This is a genomic window from Nostoc sp., assembly GCF_036917755.1.
In the GTDB taxonomy this organism is placed as follows: Bacteria; Cyanobacteriota; Cyanobacteriia; order Cyanobacteriales; family Nostocaceae; genus Nostoc.
Map to the genome: position 1 here is coordinate 65,680 of NZ_JBALFC010000092.1, position 24,054 is coordinate 89,733.

At 43.4% G+C, this 24,054-nt stretch carries 21 protein-coding genes and 6 pseudogenes; 12 read left to right on the forward strand and 15 right to left on the reverse strand.

The genetic code is table 11. The features are described from left to right. Nucleotides 1-38 precede the first annotated feature (38 nt). The 10 genes from V7L05_RS20025 to V7L05_RS20070 form a co-directional block, all read right to left on the reverse strand. Complete coding sequence (locus V7L05_RS20025) at nucleotides 39-521, reverse strand: hypothetical protein (RefSeq protein ID WP_335166544.1); 483 nt, start codon at nucleotides 519-521, stop codon at nucleotides 39-41. A 228-nt stretch (nucleotides 522-749) separates the two neighbouring features. Further along, a complete protein-coding gene (locus tag V7L05_RS20030) occupies nucleotides 750-1,127 on the reverse strand; it encodes a hypothetical protein (RefSeq protein ID WP_335166546.1) in 378 nt (125 codons plus the stop codon). A gap of 51 nt (nucleotides 1,128-1,178) precedes the next feature. Beyond that, nucleotides 1,179-1,868, reverse strand: a complete 690-nt coding sequence (locus V7L05_RS20035) for an alternative oxidase (RefSeq protein WP_335166548.1) — start codon at nucleotides 1,866-1,868, stop codon at nucleotides 1,179-1,181. Nucleotides 1,869-1,920: 52 nt separating this feature from the next. Beyond that, a complete protein-coding gene (locus tag V7L05_RS20040; protein WP_335166550.1) occupies nucleotides 1,921-2,082 on the reverse strand; it encodes a hexameric tyrosine-coordinated heme protein in 162 nt (53 codons plus the stop codon). A gap of 8 nt (nucleotides 2,083-2,090) precedes the next feature. Next, the gene (locus tag V7L05_RS20045) at nucleotides 2,091-2,486 is read right to left on the reverse strand and encodes a nitroreductase family protein (RefSeq protein ID WP_335166551.1); all 396 of its coding nucleotides are present in this window, start codon (nucleotides 2,484-2,486) and stop codon (nucleotides 2,091-2,093) included. A gap of 62 nt (nucleotides 2,487-2,548) precedes the next feature. After that, complete coding sequence (locus V7L05_RS20050; protein WP_335166553.1) at nucleotides 2,549-2,956, reverse strand: hypothetical protein; 408 nt, start codon at nucleotides 2,954-2,956, stop codon at nucleotides 2,549-2,551. A gap of 168 nt (nucleotides 2,957-3,124) precedes the next feature. Further along, nucleotides 3,125-3,574: a DsbA family protein gene (locus tag V7L05_RS20055; RefSeq protein ID WP_335166555.1), complete on the reverse strand. Its 450-nt coding sequence runs from the start codon at nucleotides 3,572-3,574 to the stop codon at nucleotides 3,125-3,127. A 368-nt stretch (nucleotides 3,575-3,942) separates the two neighbouring features. Continuing rightward, nucleotides 3,943-4,599: a response regulator transcription factor gene (locus V7L05_RS20060; RefSeq protein WP_335166557.1), complete on the reverse strand. Its 657-nt coding sequence runs from the start codon at nucleotides 4,597-4,599 to the stop codon at nucleotides 3,943-3,945. Then, the gene (locus V7L05_RS20065; RefSeq protein ID WP_335166558.1) at nucleotides 4,596-10,574 is read right to left on the reverse strand and encodes an AAA family ATPase; all 5,979 of its coding nucleotides are present in this window, start codon (nucleotides 10,572-10,574) and stop codon (nucleotides 4,596-4,598) included. Before V7L05_RS20065 ends, V7L05_RS20060 begins: the two co-directional genes overlap by 4 nt. 319 nt (nucleotides 10,575-10,893) lie before the next feature. Next, nucleotides 10,894-11,415, reverse strand: coding sequence for a hypothetical protein (locus V7L05_RS20070; protein ID WP_335166560.1), 522 nt, complete (start codon nucleotides 11,413-11,415; stop codon nucleotides 10,894-10,896). A gap of 5 nt (nucleotides 11,416-11,420) precedes the next feature. Here V7L05_RS20070 and V7L05_RS20075 point away from each other — a divergent pair, with 5 nt between their 5' ends. After that, nucleotides 11,421-11,606 (forward strand): hypothetical protein, encoded by a 186-nt coding sequence (locus tag V7L05_RS20075; protein WP_335166562.1) that lies wholly within the window; start codon nucleotides 11,421-11,423, stop codon nucleotides 11,604-11,606. 176 nt (nucleotides 11,607-11,782) lie between these two features. Here the strand turns inward: V7L05_RS20075 and V7L05_RS20080 are convergent. Then, nucleotides 11,783-12,646 (reverse strand): annotated as a pseudogene (locus tag V7L05_RS20080) (group II intron reverse transcriptase); the annotation flags it as partial. 67 nt (nucleotides 12,647-12,713) lie between these two features. Here V7L05_RS20080 and V7L05_RS20085 point away from each other — a divergent pair. Further along, nucleotides 12,714-13,631: pseudogene (locus tag V7L05_RS20085) on the forward strand (transposase family protein). A gap of 157 nt (nucleotides 13,632-13,788) precedes the next feature. Here V7L05_RS20085 and V7L05_RS20090 read toward each other — a convergent pair. Further along, nucleotides 13,789-14,501 (reverse strand): annotated as a pseudogene (locus V7L05_RS20090) (reverse transcriptase N-terminal domain-containing protein); the annotation flags it as partial. 460 nt (nucleotides 14,502-14,961) lie between these two features. Continuing rightward, nucleotides 14,962-15,261 carry a hypothetical protein gene (locus V7L05_RS20095; RefSeq protein WP_335166564.1) on the reverse strand — a complete coding sequence of 100 codons (300 nt, stop codon included), beginning with the start codon at nucleotides 15,259-15,261 and terminating at the stop codon, nucleotides 14,962-14,964. A 33-nt stretch (nucleotides 15,262-15,294) separates the two neighbouring features. Here V7L05_RS20095 and V7L05_RS20100 point away from each other — a divergent pair, with 33 nt between their 5' ends. The 6 genes and pseudogenes from V7L05_RS20100 to V7L05_RS20125 all read left to right on the forward strand — a co-directional run bounded on the left by V7L05_RS20100 (nucleotide 15,295) and on the right by V7L05_RS20125 (nucleotide 19,588). Further along, entirely contained in the window at nucleotides 15,295-15,510 is a 216-nt protein-coding gene (locus V7L05_RS20100; protein ID WP_335166565.1) for a DUF1392 family protein, read from the forward strand. A gap of 34 nt (nucleotides 15,511-15,544) precedes the next feature. After that, nucleotides 15,545-16,339 (forward strand): KilA-N domain-containing protein, encoded by a 795-nt coding sequence (locus V7L05_RS20105; RefSeq protein ID WP_335166566.1) that lies wholly within the window; start codon nucleotides 15,545-15,547, stop codon nucleotides 16,337-16,339. Beyond that, on the forward strand, nucleotides 16,314-16,640 hold the full coding sequence (locus tag V7L05_RS20110) for an alpha-ketoglutarate-dependent dioxygenase AlkB family protein (RefSeq protein WP_335166567.1): 327 nt from the start codon (nucleotides 16,314-16,316) through the stop codon (nucleotides 16,638-16,640). The genes V7L05_RS20105 and V7L05_RS20110 overlap by 26 nt, the downstream gene beginning before the upstream one ends. Nucleotides 16,641-16,892: 252 nt before the next feature. After that, nucleotides 16,893-17,993, forward strand: a pseudogene (locus V7L05_RS20115) (DUF3854 domain-containing protein). Continuing rightward, nucleotides 17,948-18,886, forward strand: coding sequence for a plasmid replication protein, CyRepA1 family (locus tag V7L05_RS20120; RefSeq protein WP_335166569.1), 939 nt, complete (start codon nucleotides 17,948-17,950; stop codon nucleotides 18,884-18,886). The pseudogene V7L05_RS20115 and the gene V7L05_RS20120 overlap by 46 nt, the downstream one beginning before the upstream one ends. Before the next feature lie 12 nt (nucleotides 18,887-18,898). After that, nucleotides 18,899-19,588, forward strand: a complete 690-nt coding sequence (locus V7L05_RS20125; protein WP_335166571.1) for a hypothetical protein — start codon at nucleotides 18,899-18,901, stop codon at nucleotides 19,586-19,588. 157 nt (nucleotides 19,589-19,745) lie between these two features. On the opposite strand, the gene V7L05_RS20130 is transcribed toward V7L05_RS20125, so the two are convergent. Next, the gene (locus V7L05_RS20130) at nucleotides 19,746-20,453 is read right to left on the reverse strand and encodes a Uma2 family endonuclease (protein WP_335166573.1); all 708 of its coding nucleotides are present in this window, start codon (nucleotides 20,451-20,453) and stop codon (nucleotides 19,746-19,748) included. A 585-nt stretch (nucleotides 20,454-21,038) separates the two neighbouring features. Here V7L05_RS20130 and V7L05_RS20135 point away from each other — a divergent pair. The 3 genes and pseudogenes from V7L05_RS20135 to V7L05_RS20145 form a co-directional block, all read left to right on the forward strand. Then, the gene (locus V7L05_RS20135) at nucleotides 21,039-21,347 is read left to right on the forward strand and encodes a hypothetical protein (RefSeq protein ID WP_335166575.1); all 309 of its coding nucleotides are present in this window, start codon (nucleotides 21,039-21,041) and stop codon (nucleotides 21,345-21,347) included. 212 nt (nucleotides 21,348-21,559) lie between these two features. Then, a pseudogene (locus V7L05_RS20140) lies at nucleotides 21,560-21,706 on the forward strand (IS701 family transposase); the annotation flags it as partial. A 101-nt stretch (nucleotides 21,707-21,807) separates the two neighbouring features. Continuing rightward, nucleotides 21,808-22,110 (forward strand): annotated as a pseudogene (locus tag V7L05_RS20145) (YbhB/YbcL family Raf kinase inhibitor-like protein); the annotation flags it as partial. Between the two features lie 44 nt (nucleotides 22,111-22,154). Here the strand turns inward: V7L05_RS20145 and V7L05_RS20150 are convergent. Then, a complete protein-coding gene (locus tag V7L05_RS20150; RefSeq protein ID WP_335166577.1) occupies nucleotides 22,155-22,529 on the reverse strand; it encodes a pentapeptide repeat-containing protein in 375 nt (124 codons plus the stop codon). A gap of 39 nt (nucleotides 22,530-22,568) precedes the next feature. On the opposite strand from V7L05_RS20150, the gene psbA reads away from it, so the two are divergent. After that, nucleotides 22,569-23,651, forward strand: coding sequence for a photosystem II q(b) protein (gene psbA, locus V7L05_RS20155; protein WP_335166579.1), 1,083 nt, complete (start codon nucleotides 22,569-22,571; stop codon nucleotides 23,649-23,651). Nucleotides 23,652-24,054: the final 403 nt, after the last annotated feature.

The following is a 24,054-nucleotide window of genomic DNA, read 5'->3' on the forward strand; positions in this document are numbered from 1 at the left end:
CTTTCAACTTCATGTGTGCAGAAATGCAAGATCATTGCTCATGGAAAAACAATCTTAGGAGTAGCTGCATATCCTAGATAAAGATAGGCGGCAGATCGCAGCACAATTTCGGAGTAGAGAATCTTTTGGATATCTAAAGAAGGCGCACGTTTTGCCGCGAAATTGTAAGCCGCGATTTCCCCTTCCAGGCTGAAGTTGCTATTCGTCAAGTAATGGTCGTAATCGTGCATTCCCTGAAAAATAAACCCATAGATCGGATTCGGATACACGCTAGAATCATAACTATTGGCGGATACCCAAAGCTGCTGAAGTTCAATATCAGCAAACATTTCTTGGGCATTGTTGTAACGCATATAATCTGAAAATTGCAGATTTAAGGGCAATTGGTGGAACTCACCCATGAGCCAGTCACAAAGTTGAGTGATGGTTTCGTCAGAAATCTCGGCTGGTTTGCCTTCCAGGTAGAGTTTAGCAAGAGTTTCCACAAGGGATATATTTGTGTTTACTTTTGTAAGAGCCATATTGCTATCCTCATAGCCTTAAACTACCTTTACTCTGATAATTTTTCTCAATAAATTCTTTGAGATAGCTCATAGTTGGAAGAGAAAAAGTCAGAGCTAACTTGATCGGGGTTTCAATGAAGAGGCAGGGGCAGGAAACAGAGGGAAATGACCCCATCAAGAACTACTGTGGAATAAAGGGGGAAATATGAGTTTGAGTCACCCAAGGAAGCAGCGCTTACTTCCCCATCAACGTTTTGTACAAGCCTGCCGCATTAAGAGATGATTCTTTTCATACACCTCTAAAGTTCCAGACTGTTGGCTATCTAGTGTACCGTCCCATACCCAGTATTTATAATTGCCACTTTGAAACTTATACACTCGAACGCCTTCTGTCGCTTTGCTAGTTCCTTTGTTTAAACTCAAATCACCGTGCGAACTTGTAGAACGGTAGAGAAGTTCACCCGAAGAATACCTTTTCCAAACATTGATATTGTATCCACCCTGGCATTTCATACTGAGGATTAAGCCAGCAGTAGAATCAGCAGAAGCTCTTAAGGAGTAATTAGCCCAAACACAGGTTGTTAGAGCAAGAAATAGCGTGGATCTTTTCAGTAGTGTTTTCATAGTTTTCCCTATGGTTTAGTTGTTCAAAAATCAAATAGGAACTCTATAGAATCAATCCTGTTGCTCGATGCTAGTCGCCACCAGTTCAAAAACTGTATGGGGACTTTTGAAAGTTTGCCGTGCTTCTGGTAGCTGGAGCGCCTGCATTGTTTTGACGTGTTCGCATTCGTCATCCCGAATATTCACGAATACGTCGTAGAGATTATCCACTTTCGGGCGGCGAAATTTATGATCTGATGTAAACTGGGTTTCTTCAAACATATATAAATCGCCATCACGGTAGTAGTTAATTGCGACTTTGGGCGCTGTTTGAGCTTTCAGTTCTGTTTCATGGGCTTTCAAGTAGTCGTCATAGGTATGGTAAGCATGATTTTCAATAAGTTCCATTAGGTAGTAGGCATACTTGGGAAACAGCATATAGATTAGGACAACCACCCAGTAGTACGCCACTGCAATGTGTTGAGCGACGAAGCGATCGCTACTGGATCGATCGCCACCCATTGATTCCATAATTAACAGATGATGTAATTCGTTCCAGGTTTCGGCGAAATGAACTTTCAACAAGTCAGCTTTGCGCCAGTAACCCAGCGTCTCGTAAAGATGTAGCACCGAGAGATAGGAAAAATAAGGAACGCGAGCGATGGTTTCCAGCACATAAAACCGAGGGTAAGAACGATTACCGTAGACGAAATCGACAATAAATACAAAAAAACTGACGATCGCTTGAATCAAAACTTTCATGGTGAATTCCTCTAGAATCAGAACAAATTCCTGATTTGACGATTTCGAGATATTACTTCCGCCAGTAGTTATTAGCAGCTGCGATCGTGGCAAACTCTGTTGCAACCGTCTGTCCAACTGCAATCAGCATCATGGCATCATTGCCATATACATCTCGCAGTTGGTTACGTTTTTCTTCATCCGGCTGAGTCAATTTAATAATTAACCGTGACATTTTGACTGCTAGTTGTAATCTTGGTGCATACAGACAATAGCAACCATTGGTGCGCCAAAAAATTCGTAATTATGCAGAACGGCTAACTGTCTGTTCGCTTTATCGTCACGAGTAATCCCCATCGCTCCGTAGACTTGCGCTCCCAGTTCCTGGCGGTAATGCTGGAAGGCAGAAGGCAGAGGAGAGACGTTGGGCTGCTGCTTGGCAAGGTTTAGCAAAGCCTCTTGCAAGCGATCGCGGCATCCACCTTGGGCAAACACCAACCGCCACGGCTGGATGTTTGAATTCGACGGTGCTAGCTGCGCTAGAGTCAGGGCTTCATCGAGCAAAGCCCGTGGCACTGGTTGGGATAAGAATTTGCGTGTTGAGTGTCGGTCTTTAATAGTTTGGTCAAGATCAAACATATTTTATCAACCTCTATCAGAAATAAATGCAGCTCAACTGGGGTTAAAATGATCGAAATAATTCATATAACCTTTTTTGGTTCCTGAATAGTTTTCAATGCCCAGATGCCAATCCAAGAGCCGAATCCATCCACAATTAATGTCAGAATGGCTGTGATTTGGAATAGCAATCCCCAACCTGCAAAGGAAACTTGAGACACATGATCCGAACTAATTACGATCAAATGATTGTAGATTCCAAAAAGGACTGATGCTGCCATTGAAAAGAGCAAGAGCCAGCTACCAATGCGGTAAAACTGTGTCCAAAGTAAAACGACTGCAATGATGGGAATCGCATAAATCACAATACCCACAAATAAACTCTGAAGTATTGAGAGGGGAACTGGAATTTCCACATGCGCTAAACCGTGTAGTCCGTGTACGATCGCATGGATGACTACGATCGCTGTTCCATATTGAGCAATCTTCATCTTTCTTCTCCCTTCAATTCTTAACTGGCATGAGCCACGGTGCTGTTAACCATCCATTCCAAGGGTCGAGGCTGAAAATTTAATTCGCGTTTTGCCAAAGCATTCGATGCGCCTCGCATCTGAGTACCATAATAGACAGCATCCGCACCACTAATTCGCAGAGCATCCTCAACCGATACCTGGGGAAGTGGTGGAGCCTTGAGCCATTGGGCATAAGCAGAAAGCCACTGGCGAACCGCTAATGTCTTGAAGGAATCGATTGATATCAAGCTGTATCTCATTGGCATACTCTAGAAGATGTCCATTGTTAAGAGCATATTGATTCTTAAATAAGAGATTATGCATCTGCCAAAACTTATTTTGCGCGGCGGCGGCTTCTGCCGCTTCTGCTGCTTTTTGTGCTTGAAAATGAATGTGTATGCGCGGGAAATAGCGGAATACAAAGCATAATTGGATCTGTTGCTGAATCTCTTGAATCATCCTATGAACCTCACCACAGGAAAGACATTGATAGTCACCGTATTTAACTAAAATGGTTTGTGCATCTATTGTTCCTTGGATGTTATCGTGTTTTGAAATCGGTATGAGCAGCCCGTCACCATCGCTTGTCTGACTCATCGTTTTTTCATGCGGCCTATAGATAGTATCGTTGCGATGAAAACGCTTAAAATAAGAGTAGTAAATTGAATGTTGTTTCTCTATTCTCAAAATATGTGAATTTCTCCCCATTTGTCGCATCCCCTGCGAGGAGTCTTTGCACTACCCCTAATAATAGCGATTGACTTACTTTTAGGGCTAGGAGCAACCTATCCTAAAGAGCAGGTGATATCATGTCTGGTAAAAGAGTTATCATTAAGACCGCAGGGGGTAGGGGGCAGGGGGAAAGAGAGTTTTAAGGTTTTTGCATAGATGCCCGGAATAATCACTAATTAAGCGGACATGATCTGATACTCTCAACAGACGAATCTGTTGCTTTAGCTAAATTCTTAAAGCGTGATAATACCGCGCTTTAGAGCAACAATCATTGCTTGAGTGCGATCGCCCACTCCCAACTTACTCAGAATATTTTTGACATGGAATTTGACTGTTCCCTCAGCAATTGATAAAGCAGTGCTTATCTCTAAGTTACTCTTGCCCCTTGCCATCAAACGTAGCACCTCCAATTCCCGCTCGCTCAGTTCTGGGTTATTTATCCGTTCTGCCAATTTTGCGCCCACGGCAGGAGGAATGTACTTTTGACCGTTATGAACTGCCCGAATTGCTGTCAGTAGTTCATCAGGTTCTGCATCCTTTAAGACATAGCCCTTTGCACCCGATCGCAATCCCCGATAGATGTCTTCGTCTCCGTCGTAGGTCGTCAGGACAACGATCCGAGCGTCGGCAAACTCAGCGCAAATGATAGCGATCGCTTCAACCCCACTTAGTTCAGGCATCCGCAAATCCATCAGCGTTACATCGGGTTGATGCTGGCGGAACAATTCTACTGCTTCGCGCCCGTTGCAGGCTTGTCCAACCACGGTCATATCTGGTTTATAATCAATTACGGCTGCTAAACCTTCTCGCATAAACGGATGATCGTCGCTAATCAAGACGCGGATAACAGAGGAGCCTGGTGTAGAGAATGAGAGGTGCGGGTGCGTCATGGCATTTGTAAACTCACTACGATTTCTGTGCCTTGTCCAAGCTGGCTGTAAATCGTCAATCCCGCCCTAATCCGTTCAGCGCGTTCGGTGATTCCAAGTAACCCAAAGCCCCGACCGACCGACAAACTACTGCTTTCAAAACCTTGCCCGTTGTCTTTTATTTGCAAGATCAACTGCGATGGCTCATAGCGCAACTCAACGCAGATTTCGCTTGCATTTGCGTACTTAAATGCATTGGTCAACGCTTCTTGTCCGATGCGAAGCAGATTCATTTCCACCTCTTTCGGCAAAGTATATGGTTCACCAATCACTTCGCAGCCAATCTGCACTGAGGTATGAGAAAACATCTGAGCCGCGAGGCGATTGAGTGCGCTATGCAAATCGCCTTCTTCTAATATTTGCGGGCGGAGTGCTTCCACCGAGCGACGGGCATCTGCCAGCCCGGAACGCGCCAAAACACGCCCCGTTTTTAGGTGTGACTGGGCAGCATCTGGATCGAGCGTGATTCTCTGGGAGGCGGCATCTAAGTGAACGATGATACTAGTAAAAGCTTGCGCTAGTGTATCATGTATTTCTCGTGCCATACGGTTGCGTTCTTCTAAAATAGATGCTTCTTCGGCGCGTTTGCGTTCAAGCAGTGCAGCGTTTCGCTGTTCGCTAATATCTGTAATCAGACCATAATATCCTCTCACCTGAGCATTGAGATCGAAATCGGGGATGGAGGTGACAGCAATATACTTTTTGCCCAACGGAAAAGAGACTTCTGCCTCATAGGTTATAATCTCCCCTGCTAGCGCTCGATTCATGTACGGTTCAATAATTTGATAACTTGCCTCGCTCATGACTTCACGAACCTGCTTACCCACAATTTCATCTCGACTACGCCTAAACCATTCCTCATAAGTTCGGTTGGCAAATCGATAGCACCGATCTGTATCTATATAACAGATACAAGCGGGGAGAGCGTCGGTAATCAATCTTAGTTCCTGTTCTCGCTCGCGCAGTTCTGCCTCGCTTTTCTGTAAAGCGGCTGTTCGTTCTGCTACTTGTTGCTCTAGGGTAAGATTATAATTTGCTAGCAATTGCTCTGCTTGTTTGCGTTCGGTGATGTCTTGAAAAGCCGAGATCGCATAAATCACATTGCCCTGTTCGTCAAATACTGGAGTTCCCCACCCTTCAACGGGAACGATCGCATTGTTTTGGCGAATTTCTAAATCGTCAATTCTCGTGCGATCGCCTTTCAACGCCCGCATCACTGGCAAGTTCTCAATGGGATATGGTTGCTCTGTTCCCGCTAGATAAAGTTGATAAATTTCTGCAAGTTGCTCTGGTGTCGCACCAGGAATAATCCCTTTGCCTAATAGTTGAATTGCCTGTTGATTGGCGTAGCAAGGGCGACCGAGTGTATCTACGACTCCAATTGCTACCGGCACTGCTTCCAGGAATTGAGCCATTTGACTTTCGCTCTTCCGTAGTTTAGAGTAGAGTTTGGCATTTTCAATTGCAATGGCTGCTTGGGTTGATAACAGATGCAAAACTTGCGTTCGCTCCGGTGTAAATACCCCAGCTGCTAATTGATTTTCCAAATACAACACTCCGACGAGCTTACTTTGATTCAGCAGTGGTAAACACAGAAGTGATTGAGTTTGGTTATGTTGAATGTATAGCTCATTAATAAAATTACCCTCACGAGTTGCATCATTTAAGATCACAGGTTCATGAGTCCGAATTACGTAATTAATAATTGATTCAGGCAGGTAATTTGCCGTTGAGATAGATTGCAATACTTCTGTAAAATAAATATTTTTGCCAGCCACATCATTTAGTTGACCAGAAGCTTCAATTACCCATTCTCCTGAGTTTTCCAAAAGTAAAAATCCGGTTTGTGCGCCAGCATTCTCGATTAATATCTTCATCAAGGAACTAAGCAACTGCTCCAGTTCAATTTCACTAGAAATAGCAAGGGAAGCTTTCATCACTGCCGCTAAATCGAAAGCGATATCTGAGCTATTGGAGGTGGCGATAGAAGTTTTTGGTATTCGCGTATGAGCCATGCTCGATGATGGAGAAAATAGCTGCGGATACCGAGTTTCTAAATCCTTGACCTTCGCCGTCGCTCCCCAACGTTCATAGCAGTAATGAGCTTCTTTCATATAGGTTCGGGCAATCTTTTCTCTCCCACGAGATAAGTAGAATTTTGCTGCTAATTCATAAGCTAATGCTTCTTCTTGTACATATTCATTTTCTTTAGCCCCTTCAATGGCTTGCTCGTAGAACTCTTCTGCTTCAAGCAACTGACCCAAAACTCGTGCTTTCTCTGCCTCGACTAAGTGATATTTATGCAAATGATTCATGGGCGCATAATGTGCCCATAGCTGCATTGTCTCCTGGTTAACTGCAACTTCTTTAAGAATTTCTAACTGCGCTTGAGTGTTGCTTTCAAGATAGGTTGCGAGTCTTGCCAGAGAGCTATAGAAATAATACAGAGGAACAGGAGGTGACGATGCTACGTAGCTCACATACTCTGCCGCTATAATTGAGTTTTCGACTGCTTGGAAATACTCATAAAATAAATAGCACAGGAAAAGTTGGTAGAAATGTACGAAAAAGATTGAGGTTCCATTATTTTCTGTTTCATTTTGTCGCAGTCTATTCTCCTCATTGTAGGCTTCACCAACTAGACAGATAGGATTGACCGAGCGTTCCATCAAATTTAAGACAACCTGATGATGCATCTGAGTCCAAGTCAGTGCTGCTTGCTGTTTGAGTTGACGGATTATTTGGCTGTACATTCTTATCTCGCGTTCAAGCTCCACGAGTTCCTTACCTACAAAGACACATTGCAAGCAGTAAACTTCAGCACAGTAAGCAGCAAACTCTGAATCTCCTGTTTCCAATCCACTTTGATAGCCTTCTAGTAATGGCTGCAATGTTTCTCTAAAATGCTTTTTCCAATGAATGATAAAAATATTCACGCTCAACAATGTTTTGGCTTTGAGTGCTTGGGTATCAGGTCGTGACAACTGCCTTAAAGCTAACTGCCCAAACTCGTAGCCAGACTCTATGTCTCCCACCGTCCTACAAAGAATGAATCCATACAAGGCATACGCAAAGGGAGATACCAACGCATTGCTATATTGGATTGACAAACTGACCTGTTTAGATGCAAACAATGGCAGCATATCCGGGGCAGCAAGATGGGCAGCAATCATGATACTTGATAAGATTCGCATCGCCGCCAACTTGTCTGGTTCAGCTATTTTTGGCGAATGAACCAAATCCTCGCTCCGCTTTTCCTTAAGGAGTGATGTGATTGTGTCAAGTTCAAGCTGAATATCTGACTGCTTATGCGTTTTGGGAAAACTGATCCCCAGTTGCAGTAAGACTTGCAATCCAGTATTGATCGCTTTCAATAACTGCTCCTGCGCGATATAGGTCTGAATTTTGACTTCGTAAACCTTTACGCTGTCAATAACCGTTTTAGATGATTGTAAAACGATTGCCATCCAGGATTCTACATCTGCAAAATCGCCACATAGGAATGAAACTTCTGTAGTTTCTGAATGTAGTTCTAAAGTAAAATCATAGTTTGTTTGCCAGCTTGAAGCTGCCAGCCATGCTCGCCCTATCGCTAAATATTTTTTTGCTACACTATAAGCGATCGCACCTTTTGCTTTCTGACCTGCGATTAAATTTAATCGAGCAATTTCATTTCTTTCTGGTTGATCTGTGACAAGCTCAATTCCATGATTCAAATGATCGACAATTTCAAACAGCCGCTCTGATAGCCGTTCTGGCAAAGTTTTTTCTAGTAAATTGCGACCGATTTGGAGATGAACAACTTGTTTGTGCGACTCATCAATTAAAGCGTAAGCTGCTTGCTGCACGCGATCGTGCAAAAACTTATACTCTTGAATTAGCAAGTTCTCATTTAATTCAGAGAGGGGTTGAATTAATCCAACTTGCATTACTGCTTGTAAATCTTGGAAAACCGTTTCAGCTGGTTTCTCACAAATAATCGACAACGTATCTAAATTAAATTCAGCACCAATGCAAGCAGCTAACTGAATAATTTGCTGTGTGACTTCTGGCAGTTTATTCAACTTGTGAAGCATCAACTCCACAACATTATCAGTAATATCTTGGGCTAGAATCTGAGCAATGTTCCACTGCCAGCTTAAGTGTTGTGCATCAAAGCTCAATAAATTTTCGCTAGACAGCATTTTTAAAAATTCGTTGACAAAAAAGGGATTACCCTCAGTTTTACGCAATACTAACTCAGCCAAGGGACGAACAATGTCTGCATTTCGATGTAGCGTCTCGGCAATCAACTGACTCAACGGTTCAAGGGTTAATGGTGTCAGGATCATCTCCTGAAGCACTGCCCCTTTTTTTCGTAGTCTTTCTAGCATTAATGCTAATGGATGTGTTGGATTTACTTCATTATCTCGATAGGCTCCAATTAAAAATAGGGATTGGGTTTGCTCATCCAACAGCAACAGTTCGATTAACTTAATCGTTGCCGAATCTATCCACTGCAAATCATCTAAGAAAATAGCAAGGGGATGTGACTCTGAACAAAACACCCGTACAAACTGCTGAAAAATTCGATGAAAGCGATTTTGAGCTTCAGTTGCTCCAACTTCTGGTAAAGGTGGCTGCTTGCCGATAATTAATTCAACTTCCGGGATGATATCAATGATAATTTGTCCATTGGTTCCTAAAGCTGTTAACAGTTGCGATCGCCACTGTTGCACCTGCTTATCTGGCTCACTGAGCAATTGCTGTACCAATTTTTGCAGGGCATTTGCGATCGCGCTGTAGGGAATATTGCGCCCGAATTGATCGAATTTACCAGAGACAAAATAACCGCGCTTTGCAGTAATGGATTTGTAGAGTTCCTGCACTAATGCTGATTTGCCAACCCCAGCGTAACCTGATACCAACATCATCTCGACTTTGAATTGAGAATTTTCTTGATTCTTCAGTCTTAATTGTTCATTCCCCGTTCCTGCTACTCTATCAAACGCCGCTAATAATGCTTCAATCTCTGCTTCGCGCCCATACAATTTTTGGGGAATTTGAAACCGATCCGAAACATCTTGAAGACCCAGTTGAATACCATCGATTTTATCGGTTTGTGTAAACTGGTGAAGACCAATTTCTAAATCTGCTTTGATGCCCCAAGTACTCTGATAACGATCCTCTGCATTTTTCGCCATCAGTTTGAGAATGATATCTGAAACGGCTTTAGGGATCGCTGCATTCAGTTCGTGAGGTGGAACAGGCTGTTTAGCAATATGACAATGGACTAGTTCCAGAATATCCGTTGTTGAAAACGGCAGGTGTCCGGTTAGAAGTTCGTAGAATGTCACACCAAGGGAGTAAAAATCGGTGCGGTAATCGAGCAAACGGTTCATGCGTCCTGTTTGCTCTGGAGATAAATATGCGAGTGTTCCTTCTAAAACATGAGGACTTTTGAAAGTCGGATTCGTGCGGTTAAATTGGGTGGCAATCCCAAAATCAATAATTTTGACAACGCCAGTATCCAGATTGAGGACGATGTTTCCAGGGTTAATATCTTTATGAATGACATTGGCTGCATGGATTTTGCCTAGAATATCGCTTATAGCGATCGCAAGGCCAAGAAAAGTCGATAAAGGCATGGGGCAGAAGATGTTTGGGCGCTTGTGCATCCATTGCTCTAAGGACTCTCCCCCAAAGTCTTCTAAGATAATCACCAGAGTGCGTTGATAGTCTTGTTGGCTGTATGCCTTGACAACTCCTTCCACTGTGAGGGAGCGGATAATTTTATATTCCTGTCTATAGCGGGTTAGTTCTTGAGGAGAAGGATAATCAAGCTTTAGCATTTTTACGATGAGCGCTACTCCATCCTCTCTGATGCCCCGGTATACTAGAGAATTATAACTTTCGTATATTTTGTTTTGGATAGCAATACCAGGCAGAGCGATCATAGAGCAACTCTTAAGACTATAATCTGGCATAACCCAAACTATACAGCAATCCAGCTATCTACATCTTTCATCTTCTGAGGTTTTATTTGGTTTTGTTCATTTCTAGCCAGTTGTAGAGTAGGAACTGAACTCTGTTGAGCGCTGTATCAATTATGTAGAGCGATTCTACAGCCCTTGCTTGACAACTGGCGTAGCACGGGACACCAGAAGCGGAAAGTTTTGCCCTATCCCTCGTACAACTTCTTGACTGTCCCGTTGTGTTGATATCTCCATTGAAACTGCCACCCAAAGACGTTGGATGCCAAATTGCCAAAATTATTCATGGTATTCTCCCATACTCCGACTCCAGAAGCGTCAACAATTTCTCTTCCACAGCAGTAAGATAGGGTCGATTCAGCTTCCCCAACGACTGCAACAGACTTTTGACTGTCTCCTCCAGTGAATCGGAATACACTCGACTGATGCGATCGCAAATCACCTGCATCTGCTCACATTCGGCAGGCAGGTAGTTGTAAGATTTGAGGTGCTGCAAGGCAACGGTATACTCCCCATCCCAGCTTTTGACAGTGCAACTAAAATCATTCACTCTTACAACTATTCCCCAACAGCCACCTTTGCCCCTGAGTTCTGGGTTGTCCTTTGCAAGGATTTGGCAGACTTCGCCGGTTTGGTAGGTGTTTGATACTTTCGTTCGCTCCATTATGCGCTGCACCACATCTTTGACAATTCTGGCTGGCGGCACTTTACCGCCAGCAAGTTCTACTGCTGTTTGCCACACCTCCCACTGTTCTTGAGGTTCTAGCTTTGTAATGGGTCGGACTTGCCCTTCACTAGTGGGCAAAATTTGTGATCCATTTGTTGTCAAATCTTCAGGCGGCAAATTTTGACAACAAATTGTTGTCAAATTCTCGTAGACATCAGCTGCTGCAATCAGATAATTTGACTTTTGGCGACTATGACCAAAGCGATGGCTGCGCCAACGCCAAGGGCGAACGCGGCAATAATCTTCAAACGTGCGGTGACTTGGTTTGAGTCGATGGGAGCTATTACGCTCCGCACCTCTCAGTTAGATCAGAACGTGAGACTTTCACCTCATTCGGCTCCCGATATCCTTGAGGGTTAATTCTATAGACTTGCTCTGTCCTTCCCAGAAAGTGAAAGTCACTTTCTTAACTGGTTAACGGGTTTTCGCGCAGGATAGAATAAATCTACTTTATTTCCCTTTTGCCCATGTGGATATAATCGTGACAACTTTCATGTAGAACCGTTAGATTTTTATCCTTCCAGTTTTCGTGATTACCGTCTATGTGGTGTAAATGTACCCTCTCTTCAGAGGTTAGCTTATAACCACATTTTCCACACGTATGGTTTTGCTTTCTTAATAGCTTTGAGGTTATGCCGTCGTATAATTTACTGTTCCTTTCAGTCCAGTAGATTAAGTCTCCATCAAAAGGTGATTTATTCCCTTTGACTTTGATGTGGGCAAATTCGGAGTAAGGAACTTTAGGGAATGCTTTTTCTATTAGTTTCCTACTAGAGTGATTATCCTGTTTTGTTTCCTTGTTGAATACCATAAAGGCTCTGTGGTTGAGATTCCATAGTGAGAATCGAGAGCCATCCATCTTACAGAACTTGTGGTAGTTCCTCCATCCTCTGACTATTGGTGCTAGCTTTTCAGCCTTCACCTTAGCTCCATAATTCGAGTTGTTGACGATGTGTTTTACTTTCTTACGGAAGGCTTTGAAATTCTCCTCTGAGGGAATACATCTGAACTTTCCGTTTTGCTGGACTTTGAAGTTCCAGCCGAGGAAATCAAACCCATCTGTCGAAGCGGTTAGCTTGGTCTTTTTCTCGCTTACCTTTAATCCTCTTTCTGCTAGGAATTGGCTGATTTTGTCAAGTATTTCTTTCTCATCGTCTTCCGGTCTTAGGAAGAACACCATGTCATCGGCATATCTGACACAGGCTTTCCTTATGTCTTTTACTGTCGTTCTGGGTGTTATTTTTCTTCCTTTATCCTTGTGGTATTGGTGAATGTTCTCAATACCGTTTAGGGCGATGTTGGCTAGTAGTAGACATCTCCAAAATAGTAACATTCTGTGGTAAAAGAACATTAAAGAGCTTTTTTGATACAGAAACATGAGCGACATACTGAATCATATTGAAGAGAATCCTAAAAGAACAAAGCGGTTAATTGGTCTGGAGTATGAACAGTTACAACAATTAATTCAAAATGCAGAGCGATTACACCATGACAAACAAGAGTTATTAGAATCAAAAAAAGTGAGAATTATTGCTGGTGGTGGAGGTCGTAAACCAAAATTATCGCTCAAAGAACAAATAATTTTAACGTTGGTTTATCTCAGGCATCTGACTACATTTGAGCTTCTTGGTATCCAGTTTAATGTGAGTGAGTCCACCGCAAATGATACATTTAACTATTGGTTGCCAATACTCAGAGAATTGCTACCATCCAGTTTAATTGAACAAGTAAAAAAAAACGAATCTGACTTGATGGTAGTCAAAGAAATACTTACAGATTATGAATTAATTGTAGATAGCTATGAACAAGTAAGGGAAAGACCTGTGGATAATAAAGAACAAGAAAAATATTACTCTGGCAAGGCATGTAAACATACATTTAAAAGTCAGATAATTATTTTACCAGGTGCCAAGGATATCGTTGATATTGTAGCTGGCGAACCTGGACCAAAAAGCGATATAACTTTGTTTCGAGAAAACCGCGATAACTTTGACCCAAAACAAAAATTTAAGGGAGATTTAGGATATCTTGGAGAAGATTTAATTGACACACTTTCTTAAACGCCAAGAAATGGAAAGTTAACAAGTGAACAGAAAAAAGAGAACAAGGAGTTTTCATCCAACCGAGTATTTGTTGAACACCGAATTCGTTCTGTAAAAATCTTTCGAGTTGTTCAAGAAAGATTTCGGTTAAATCCTAAAAAGTATGCTGAGGTAATTTTGACAATTTGTGGAGTAGTAAGATTCCGAATTGGGGCACTTGTATTACCAGCAGAAATATACGCGTTTACCTGAGAGAAAATGAATGCACATAGCCACGTTTTTTTGTCTGATTATTAACAACAAACATCTCAAACTCCTATTCTCTCGTCGAAACTAGCTGATTGCTCTCACTGGCGATCGCACCCTATAAGTTAGTCACAGAGATACTTGGGCAGTTTTCGGAGATGTCTAGTGGACTTACTACTCCGCCTTGTGGTGTTCCTTGCTCTGGGAATTCTGGGTTTATTCCTGCCTTTAATGCTCGGAATATCCCGGTTTTCAATGCTCTGGGAGCAATCAAGTTAACCATTATGGCTGAGTGGTTTATCCTATCGAAGCATTTCTCAATGTCAAGCTCAAGGATTCTTTTTGTGATGCCGTTGGCTGATGAACTTAGGTTTGAGAATACCTGCTGTTGGGCATCGTGGGTACTTCTACCCGTTCTGAATCCATAGCTGTGTTCATGGAAAATTGCAACGCGCAAGCTGGTTCTAATGCGTATTTTGCGATTGCTTGCCAGGCTCTATCCGCAATAGTGGGTACTTTAAGGTATCTGATGGAACCGTCTTTCTTGGGAATTGGTATCTGTCTGAGTTTGTTGTGATACCAGTCTTGCTGTCTTAGTAGCAATTCGAGGGTGAATCTCTCCTCATGAGTTAAGGCGATTTTACCATCGATTCCCGCAGTCTTTTTCCCAGCATTTAGCTGTGTTACTTGACGAATTGCCAGAAACCTAGCCGCTTTGGATTTCAGAATCAGCTTTTGTAAAGACTTAGCTTTGTGCTTGTCTCCCACTCGAACAGCTTTAAACACTCTCCTTTGCAAGCGGAAAAGGTTCGCCCGAAATTTCTTCCAGGGTAATGATTTCCAAGATTCACTAGCAGTTTTGCTGTGCCTAATCATACTTTGCTCCAAATCGCGTTTTCTGAATACCTCAGAGCAGTTATGCTCTGTCCTACCCGATATAAGAGGATTCTGTATCTCGTCTTACTTACCAGGGTTTTCGACCTTTTCCCTAGACTCTTATATCGTTTCTTTTCGTTCCGTTCTTTCGATTGCTTTTGATAGTTTAGGGCAGTCCACTTTGCCTATCCTTTCCTCAGAGATTGCAGCTATTACCGCTATAAATGCTGCGAGGTTACAGAGGATGAAGTTCACATTTTGTTTCCAGGTTGTGACTTGACTGTGAGACACTTTTCCAGGACTTGTTTACCCATGCTATCTTCCCATTAACGCCAGTGTGCCTTACCTGCTTAGGCTCTGATTGCGTCCTGGGAGTGTTTTTGAATCATCAGAAGCAGCAGAGGTGGATTTTTTGCTCTTACGGGTTGATTTGTCCATAAACCCACCTCTAGGTTGATATTTAAGCTACTTGTTGCCGATGCTCTACTAAATCAAGTAAAGGAGGGAATATTCGGGATTTATCGGTAGAAACCAATACAAAAACTGCATTTGTCGAGAAAGGTTTTTGAATATAGTTGTAAAGAATCACAAATGCTCTGGTAGTCAGATAATGAGCATTTCTCAGTAAAATCACAACTTTGCTATTTTCTGACTCTGCGACCGAAATTTTTACCTGTTCTATCAGCTTTTCAATATCTTCAGCTTCATAAGCATTCTTCGCTTCAAAATCTATAATTCGATCACATATAAAAGATGTCATTGTTTTGCCTCCCTATCTTTAACTTTCTCAAAAGTGCCATCTGCGCGTCGCCGCCAACCATCCACAATTACGTCATCTTCAGGTCACGATAAAGGAACAAAGCAACGGCTGATTTTGGGGATTGCGCTGGTGCATAAATCTTGGTTTTACCTTATTGAATTGATGTCACCAACGTTAATTAAGACACCAATTATATCGAATCGTTTCTCATTAGTTGGTGAAAAAAGTTTAGTGCGAGTAAATACCTGAATCAATTATTTGTTCAATAGCCAGGGAATGAATCATGTTGACACATTTTTGGCACGACTCAGAAATTAACCAAATGCCCCAAGATGGGGAAATAGGTAAATATCTTGTACCCAAGGGCTACGTGAATGCAAGTCAGATGTGCAAAGCTAACGGGAAATTCTTAGCTGACTACACGAAGCTCAAGTCTACAAAGCAGTATTTGCAAGCACTTTCTAACGATATGAAGATCCTCATATCGTTATTGGTGATGGATATCCAGGGATATGGAAGCGAACAAAGCACTTGGATTCACCCAGAAATCGCCATTGATTTAGCTCGATGGGTGTCTGTCGAGTTCCGCATCTGGGCCAACAGAACTTTAATGAAAGTGATGCTCTCAAATCAAGTAGAGCCGATACAACAGCAAGAACCAACACATTCATTAGCCCCCTCCCACGAAGCCGCACAGCTAGCGATGATGTTGGGAGAATTTGCTGGACTAGACAAATCCCTCACCGCGCAGTTAGCAGTTAATGCCGCCACCAAAGTTAACCCCGCACTTAAGCCAGCTGCCGATGAATTAAAAACTGCGATCGCTTCCACTAATACCGCAGAGGATGCATTTCTCAACCCAACACAAATCGGTGAGGTAGTGGGAATGCCAAACCAATTCGCAGTTCGCAATTATGGAGGAATTTGGAAATTTATTCATTTGGGATACAGAGCAAATAATTTCAATTATGGAAAAAATAAACACGTATTATCAATATTCAGAGCAAGCGCATTTATGGGTAGGGTAATAATTGCGAATTGCGAATTGCGAATTGCGAATTGGTTTGACTGGCTATAAGTTCCGCATCGTCATCGGCAACCAGTACCGCAGTGGACAAGATTCAATCGGATGGCACGCTGATACTGATTCTTCAATGGGACTATCGCCAGCGATCGCATCCGTAAGCCTGGGGTCATGTCGCAAATTCCAAATTAAACCGAGAAATGGCAAACCTACTGATTTTTGGCTCGAACACGGGAGCTTGCTTGTGATGCACCCAGGCTGTCAATCAACTCACCTTCACCAAGTTCCGAAAACAAACAAAGTGGTTAGCTCGCGTTTCAATCTTACTTTCCGTCCACATACAGGCGGTAAATAATTCTGATTCTCCAGATCGTGTATAATTCCCTCGCTAGTTCTTATGTACTATTTAAAATCAATCAGTTTTAGAGCCGCTACATACGAAATATCACTCCTCTAGAGATTTGTTTACTGTTCAAAAATAAAGAAACCTCCTGTTGGTTTTCCTTATTTGATAACAACCCCTTAGCTTTTCATCAATCCGAAGACTATCAATAGCGGCATTTCCCAAATGCCGCTCCATTTTCTTGCGTCATACATTGGAGGAGACATGAGTGCAATCACAATACCAGATAATGATTTTCACCAAAAACATCAACAAGAATGGTTAAATAGTGGCGTTGACGAAGAAATAATTGCCCTGAATGTGCGATCGCTCCACGGCACAACACCCTACGAATATCTGCTCTACAGTCCCAAAATCTCCCGTCGCAACGATGGACGATTGCGCGATCGCGATTTGAAGAAATACCAGCACATTGAACTAGGCGGCTGGTGGTGCAATGGTGTTGACCCACTCAACAACTACGTCCTGATGATGTGGGGCTGTTTCAAACCAGACCAACCCCGACGCGACCGCCAAAAAATCCACAAATTCATCAAGTACGAACACCCATACAGAGAAGAAACACGCGCTTTCTTCCTCTTAGTACCGAATCGCATTTGGGTGAAAGTCTCCAATCGTAGCGGTATCCCCATCACCGAAGAAGACTTGCAACACCCTGGCGGTTTCTGGCATTGGGTTTGGCGGCACAATGTTCCGGTGACGATTGTCGAAGGGGTCAAAAAAGCGGGAGCGTTACTGACTGCTGGTTATGCTGCGATCGCAATTCCTGGTGTTAACGCTGGATACCGCACACCCCATGATGAGTAAGGTACTGCCATCGGTAAACCATCTCTGATTCCCGACTTGAAACATTTCGCAACACAGGGAAGACAGGTCAACATCTGCTTTGACCAAAACAACAAACCTGAGACTGTCCAACGGGTGAGAACTGCTATCAGTCGCATGGGACGGCTGCTGGTAAATGAGGGTTGTTCCCTGCGGGTGATTGATTTACCGCTAGGGGCAGAGAAAGGGGTTGATGATTTTATCGTCGCCAAGGGTCAACCAGCATTTGACGCGCTCTACAATACAGCCGTTGCACTGGAGTTGTGGGAAATCAAGCTGTTTACTTTGCTGACTTATCGAATGAAGCTACACTCTCCTCTGCACCTCTGCCCCCTTGCCCCTCTGCCAGCCACCATGCAGAATCGTCTTGGCAACCTCGCTTTCTGTTGTGCTGCTCTGCTCAGAAAGCCAAGTCAAAATGGGGGACGCAAGCATTGGAAGAACGTTTTCCCCGCAAATTCCCTCATTTACGAATACTGAGAATTGACAGCGAATCTGTTGCTGACCCATCACATCCAGCTATGGGGTGTATCGCTCACCTCAATGAGATTTTGACCCAGTATGATTTGGTTATCGCTTCTCCAAGTTTAGAAACTGGGGTATCTATCGACATTCAAGGACATTTTGATGCTGTTTGGGGGATTTTTCAGGGAGTGCAGCCGGTTAACTCTGTGCGGCAAATGTTAGCAAGGCTTAGGGAGACAGTTGACCGTCACATTTGGGTGAGAGAGTGGGGTATGGGTGTTGTGGGCAATGGTTCTACTTCCATAGGCGGATTGTTGCGGAGCCAACACGTTGCAACGAGGGCTAACATTGCGCTGTTGTCGGCGGCGGATAATGACGATTACAGCTATGTTGATCAGAATTTTCAGCCAGAATCGTTACAAACTTGGGGCAAGCGTGGTTCTGTGATTAATGTAGAGATGCGGCGTTATCGGGAGTCTGTGCTTGCAGGGTTGGTTGAGGATGGGTACATTATTATAGATGCCAACGATGCATCGGATGATGAGAGTGGAGCAATAATCGAGTCGGTTAAAGCCGCGTCTGTTGAATTGTATGCTGCTGAATGTGAAGCGATCGCTAATTCTCCTACCATTTCTGATGCTGAACTCAAGAAGTTGCAAGACACAAGGGCGAAAACCAAAACCGAACGACATCAGCAGCACTTTGCCGAATTATCCCGTCGCTATGAAATTGAAGTTACGCCTGATTTGGTTGAGAAGGATGATAACGGCTGGTATCCTCAACTGCGGATGCACTACTATTTGACGCTGGGGCGGGAATTTCTGACCACCCGTGATGCGAAACGGGCTAAGGCGCAGTTGGAAGCTGGGGAAAATTCCATTTGGAAGCCGGATTTTAACAAGGGGTAGCTATTAGCTGCTGTGCTGTTACTGGAAAATCTGAATCTGTTGCAGTTTCTTAAACCTGGGGAACACTTACGAGGGTCTGACGAGGCGATGCAGGAGTTGAAGAAGGCGGCGATGGAGAATCGGTATCTCATCAAGACTTGTTTGAACGTCACCATTTCGGAAAAATTTACTCCCATAGCGATCGCACAGAAATTACTTGCCAAGATTGATTTGAAGTTGAATTATGTTGGTCGGTTGGGTAAGCGTGAAAACCGGGAGTGTGTGTATAAGTTTGTCCCGCCTGATGATAGGCGTGGTGTGATTTTCGATTCTTGGTTAAATCGGGAGTTGGTGTCAGTCAACAATAATAAAGAGTTACCAACACAAATTACTGACACAATCCCACTATCCATCTCCGCTAAAATAGATTCTGTGTCAGTCAACAATAATATAGAGTTATCAACACAAGTTGCTGACAGACACCATACTCTCCAAACATTGAATGATGCTGTTGGAGGCTGGAAAGGGCTGAAGATGAAAATGCGGGAAGGACTCGACAGTGCTGGTCGATTTTACACTGAGCTAGTCTCCCAAGTTGGCTCGGCTGTTGGTGTTGCTGATGGTGAGCCTTACTGGAACGGATACCTGGGGCAGTGGCAAGTTTGGGTTAACTTTGAGAGCGACTGTAGGTCTGTGGTGTGCGATTGGCTCTTTGCTGTGTAGGTGATCTTAGAACCAGCCCTCAATCACGTTTTTTTGGAATTACCGCATAAGCATCAATTTCAAACAACATACCGTCAAGTGCAAGTCTGGAATCAGAGTAGCTGGTGAGTGTTTAGCACTAACCACTTAGTGGGGGATTCCAACTATTGACGCGTCTCTACAAGCTATCAGACAATTGCTTCACAAAATTCTGATGCTCAAGTGTTGTTAATCCCTGCTGCACTATCTCAATTACTTTCGCTAAATTTCCGGCGAACAAGGCTTCTTTATCCAACCATAATCCTGGGAAAACTTCACTTCTGATGATTCCTTCCGAATTGGAGTCAAGCAGAATATACTTACCTTCTATTAGTCGAAACCAATCCAGTTCTCTGTCTTGAAAGCGCCAAACTATATATTCTTGTACTTGATTACGGCGATAAACCTTAAGTTTATCATGTATATCAATTGAAACAGTACTGGCAGCCACTTCCGCAATTAATTCTGGCGCACCTTCCACGTAACCATCTTCACTAATATTGGATTGTCCCCCGACTTCAATTCTCAGCAGTGCATCTGGTTGAGGTTCATTATCTGCATCAAGGCGTACAGTACAATTATCTCCTAATTGAACTCTAGATGTTAAGGCTTTGTAAACACCAAGCCAAGTCATAATTGCAGCATGGGGTTCACCATGTTGGGTAATTCGTAGTGGGGATGCCATGTAAACAATTCCTTCGATTAATTCTGCTTTTTTTAGGTCTGGCATAGCATGATAACGCCGTTCAAACTCGCTTTGAGTCAGTCTGTCACCGTTTTCTAGAGCAGGAATTGTGTTTTTTGGCGCGATGTCTTCGACATAGCTAAAGTACGCACTTGAAGTCATAGCTGGAATATTAAGAGGAGGAACTGTAGGGAAAATATTTTGCTTCTATCCAGATTCTAAAACATTACTATGCTGATATCGCAATCCCAAATCATTTGTCACAAACAAGATCCCCGACTTCCCGACGTTTACCGGGAGCATTTAATCTAGGGGAAAAACTCAGTCAGTGCCGCAGCTACGCCCGTCGTAGACATCGCCTTTCCCAGATAGGGAGCAACGCGATTTTGTGAGGTGGGGTAAAAAAACTGCGATGCCTTCTCTGCGAGACGCTACGCGAACGGCGGGCGCAGCCATCGCTAACCTATCCCTCGCCACCAATTACAGCGATAGCCCTACACACCGTCACAGCGATCGCTGACTAAAGCCACCTCGCCACGTTACAAGACCTCGCTAATTTATGAGCTTGCCACCACGCCCAACTCACCAACTGAATTAATAATTTTAAATGTATTAAATAATGTATAGTACAGCAATTAACAGCACTTAGTAGAGTATTAATAAGTTTAAAAGCATTGCTTAGACTGCTTTAACAATTGCAAACTACTGCAATTGTAAATCGCTTCTCAAAAATTAAGGAGCATAGATATGAGTAACATATTGTCTGATTTATCTAATCTTAAAGAACTCGAATTGCAAGAACTGTCTGAGGAAGAATCTCAACTTGTAGTTGGAGGTAATTTATTTGGAAGTATTGTTGGTGCTGTTGCTGGTAGTTATATCGGCTCTAAAGCAGGACTAGCTGGTATTATTGCAGGAGGATTAGTTGGAGGTGCAGTAGGGTCTGTAGCGGAAGACTTCATTAACGATCTATCCCGCCGGAAGCAAGTCCTAGTCCCAGTAACTGTATATAATGGGGAGACAACAACAACAACACTGTCAACACTGTCAACATAAATACAACGAATGGCAGGGCAAGCCTTTCAGACGAAGATGTTGAAAAAACCAACATTGAGAGATTAATCAGAGATTAATGAGATATTAAGTTGAAAAACGGTTCTTAAGATAGAAACTTATGACATCGCCATTAAACCAATTCGCAATTCGCAATTACGTTTTGTGACGGGGATTTAGACCCCGACACAAAACGCACTGCTTAAGAAGCAGGAAGGTGGGCGAACAAACCTTTGAACACCTTTACTGAAGCTTTAGAAGCCTTTAGAACAGCTATGTCTTTTCGTTTTTTTGACTGGTTGACCCATAATCGGGACGTGTTCGCCGCTTATAAAGCGAGTTTAGGCTTCATTTGGGCTTAATTTTTGTTTAAGTCCCACTAACCAGTTGCACCGTCAAGTGAACTACCAAAAGGGACGCGATTTCCGTAAGAAGCCTTATAGCCTCTTCCGCATTCGCATTAATGCTCAACCTGTCCTCCTGCGATAAATTCTTCGATGCAGGTGATTGTTGCAAAAGGAAATACACAATAGCATTGAATATCAAAGATTTACAGATTCATAGCCCTGCATTTACTTCTTTAGAACATATCCCGAAACAGTATACCAGCGATGGTGAAAACATCTCACCTCCTTTAGGATGGAGTGGGTTGCCAGCCGGAACCCAGCAATTAGCACTCATCTGCCACGACCCGGATGCACCCCTGCCACAGGGGTTTACTCACTGGCTAATCTATGGCATTGGGCCAACAATTAACCAGATTGCGTCAGGGGGTGATAGTAAATTTACTGAAGGCGTGAATAGTACCAATCAGCCAGGATATACAGACCAAACAAAGCCTGTGTGCATCCTGAATACTTGTACGCATCGACCTGTGAGATCCCATTGTTTAACAGTTTGGTCATCACTGCCACTAAATAAGGTTTGTCCGTCAGCACTAAATACAATAGAACGCACCCAACCTGTGTGTGCTTCCCAGGTTAAGGATTGCTGTCCATCTGTTGTTTGCCATAGGGAAATTTGACCAAGGGTATCCCCGATTGCCAGAAGATTGCCATTTGGACTAACTGCTAGTGTAAAGGTATAGCTGAGATTTGCCGTAAAAGTAGATTTCGTTAAATCTGAATAGGCGAAATTGGTTTGGTGTAAATTCACACCTTTTAAATCAGCTTGCCAAATCGTCAAACTAGAATCAGTGCATAATCCTTGAAATTATTCTAAACTATGACTACTACCTTACAAAGACGCTCTAGCGCCAATGTCTGGGAGCGTTTCTGTGAGTGGATCACCAGCACTGAGAATCGTCTATACATCGGTTGGTTCGGTGTCCTGATGATTCCCACTCTGCTAACAGCTACCACTTGCTTCATCATCGCCTTTATTGCTGCGCCCCCCGTAGATATCAATGGTATCCGTGAGCCTGTTGCTGGTTCTTTGATTTATGGCAACAATATTATCTCTGGTGCAGTTGTTCCTTCTTCAAATGCGATCGGCTTACACTTCTACCCCATTTGGGAAGCTGCCTCCCTCGATGAGTGGCTTTACAACGGTGGGTCCTACCAGCTAGTAATCTTCCACTTCTTAATTGGTTGCGCTTGCTACATGGGACGGCAATGGGAGTTGAGCTACCGCTTGGGAATGCGTCCCTGGATCTGTGTAGCTTATAGCGCTCCCTTGGCTTCTGCTACTGCTGTCTTCTTAATTTACCCCATTGGTCAAGGCTCTTTCTCTGATGGTATGCCTTTGGGTATTTCTGGAACCTTCAACTTTATGTTAGTGTTCCAAGCTGAACACAATATCCTGATGCATCCATTCCATCAGTTAGGTGTAATTGGTGTGTTTGGTGGTGCTTTAATTTCTGCAATGCACGGTTCTTTGGTGACTTCTACCTTAGTTCGTGAAACTAGCGAAACCGAATCTGCAAACTACGGCTATAAGTTCGGTCAAGAACAAGAAACCTACAACATCGTTGCGGCTCATGGCTATCTCGGACGCCTATTTTGGCAATATGTCAGCTTTCAAAACTCCCGATGGCTGCACTTTGTCTTAGCAGCTTTACCTGTGATTGGTATCTGGTTTACTGCTTTGGGTATCAGCACGATGGCATTTAACTTGAACGGATTCAACTTCAACCAGTCTGTCATCGACTCGCAAGGGTGCGTAATTAACACTTGGGCAGATGTGATTAACCGTGCCAATTTGGGTATGGAAGTAATGCATGAGCGTAATGCTCACAACTTCCCTCTAGATTTGGCTGCGGGTGAAGCAGCACCAGTAGCTTTCAATGCCCCTGCTATCCACGGGTAAGGTTTAACTGTCATTTTTTATAAGTGCTTGCCCCGGCTTACTTTGTTGAAGCCGGGTTTTTTAACGTCTCCCTATCTGGGAAAGAAACTTTGAAATTATCTCCCCTTCTCCATCAGTGAGAGGTTAAGATAATTGCACATTTCCAACTCGGAGTGATGGCAAGCTATCCTTTAGCACCCATACAGAGAAGAGACACGCGCTTTCTTCCTCCTAGTACCGAATCGCATCTGGGTGAAAGTTTCCCTACGTTGCGGTATCCCGATTACTGAAGAGGACTTACAACATCCCGGCGGTTTCTGGCACTGGGTTGGGTTGAGTCGATGGCGGGTATTATCCCGCGCACCTCTCAGTTAGATCCGTGCGTACCCGTTTCCGTGTACACGGCTCCCGATGTTCTTAGCTT

Excerpts from the sequence above, each read along its gene's own strand:
- V7L05_RS20050 (WP_335166553.1), bottom strand. The coding sequence starts at position 2,956 with ATGAAGATTGCTCAATATGGAACAGCGATCGTAGTCATCCATGCGATC.
- V7L05_RS20035 (WP_335166548.1), bottom strand. The coding sequence starts at position 1,868 with ATGAAAGTTTTGATTCAAGCGATCGTCAGTTTTTTTGTATTTATTGTC.
- V7L05_RS20055 (WP_335166555.1), bottom strand. The coding sequence starts at position 3,574 with ATGAGTCAGACAAGCGATGGTGACGGGCTGCTCATACCGATTTCAAAA.
- V7L05_RS20025 (WP_335166544.1), bottom strand. The coding sequence starts at position 521 with ATGGCTCTTACAAAAGTAAACACAAATATATCCCTTGTGGAAACTCTT.
- V7L05_RS20030 (WP_335166546.1), bottom strand. The coding sequence starts at position 1,127 with ATGAAAACACTACTGAAAAGATCCACGCTATTTCTTGCTCTAACAACC.
- V7L05_RS20105 (WP_335166566.1), top strand. The coding sequence starts at position 15,545 with ATGTTGACACATTTTTGGCACGACTCAGAAATTAACCAAATGCCCCAA.
- V7L05_RS20065 (WP_335166558.1), bottom strand. The coding sequence starts at position 10,574 with ATGATCGCTCTGCCTGGTATTGCTATCCAAAACAAAATATACGAAAGT.
- psbA (WP_335166579.1), top strand. The coding sequence starts at position 22,569 with ATGACTACTACCTTACAAAGACGCTCTAGCGCCAATGTCTGGGAGCGT.
- V7L05_RS20095 (WP_335166564.1), bottom strand. The coding sequence starts at position 15,261 with ATGACATCTTTTATATGTGATCGAATTATAGATTTTGAAGCGAAGAAT.
- V7L05_RS20060 (WP_335166557.1), bottom strand. The coding sequence starts at position 4,599 with ATGACGCACCCGCACCTCTCATTCTCTACACCAGGCTCCTCTGTTATC.
- V7L05_RS20130 (WP_335166573.1), bottom strand. The coding sequence starts at position 20,453 with ATGACTTCAAGTGCGTACTTTAGCTATGTCGAAGACATCGCGCCAAAA.
- V7L05_RS20045 (WP_335166551.1), bottom strand. The coding sequence starts at position 2,486 with ATGTTTGATCTTGACCAAACTATTAAAGACCGACACTCAACACGCAAA.
- V7L05_RS20040 (WP_335166550.1), bottom strand. The coding sequence starts at position 2,082 with ATGTCACGGTTAATTATTAAATTGACTCAGCCGGATGAAGAAAAACGT.
- V7L05_RS20135 (WP_335166575.1), top strand. The coding sequence starts at position 21,039 with ATGAGTAACATATTGTCTGATTTATCTAATCTTAAAGAACTCGAATTG.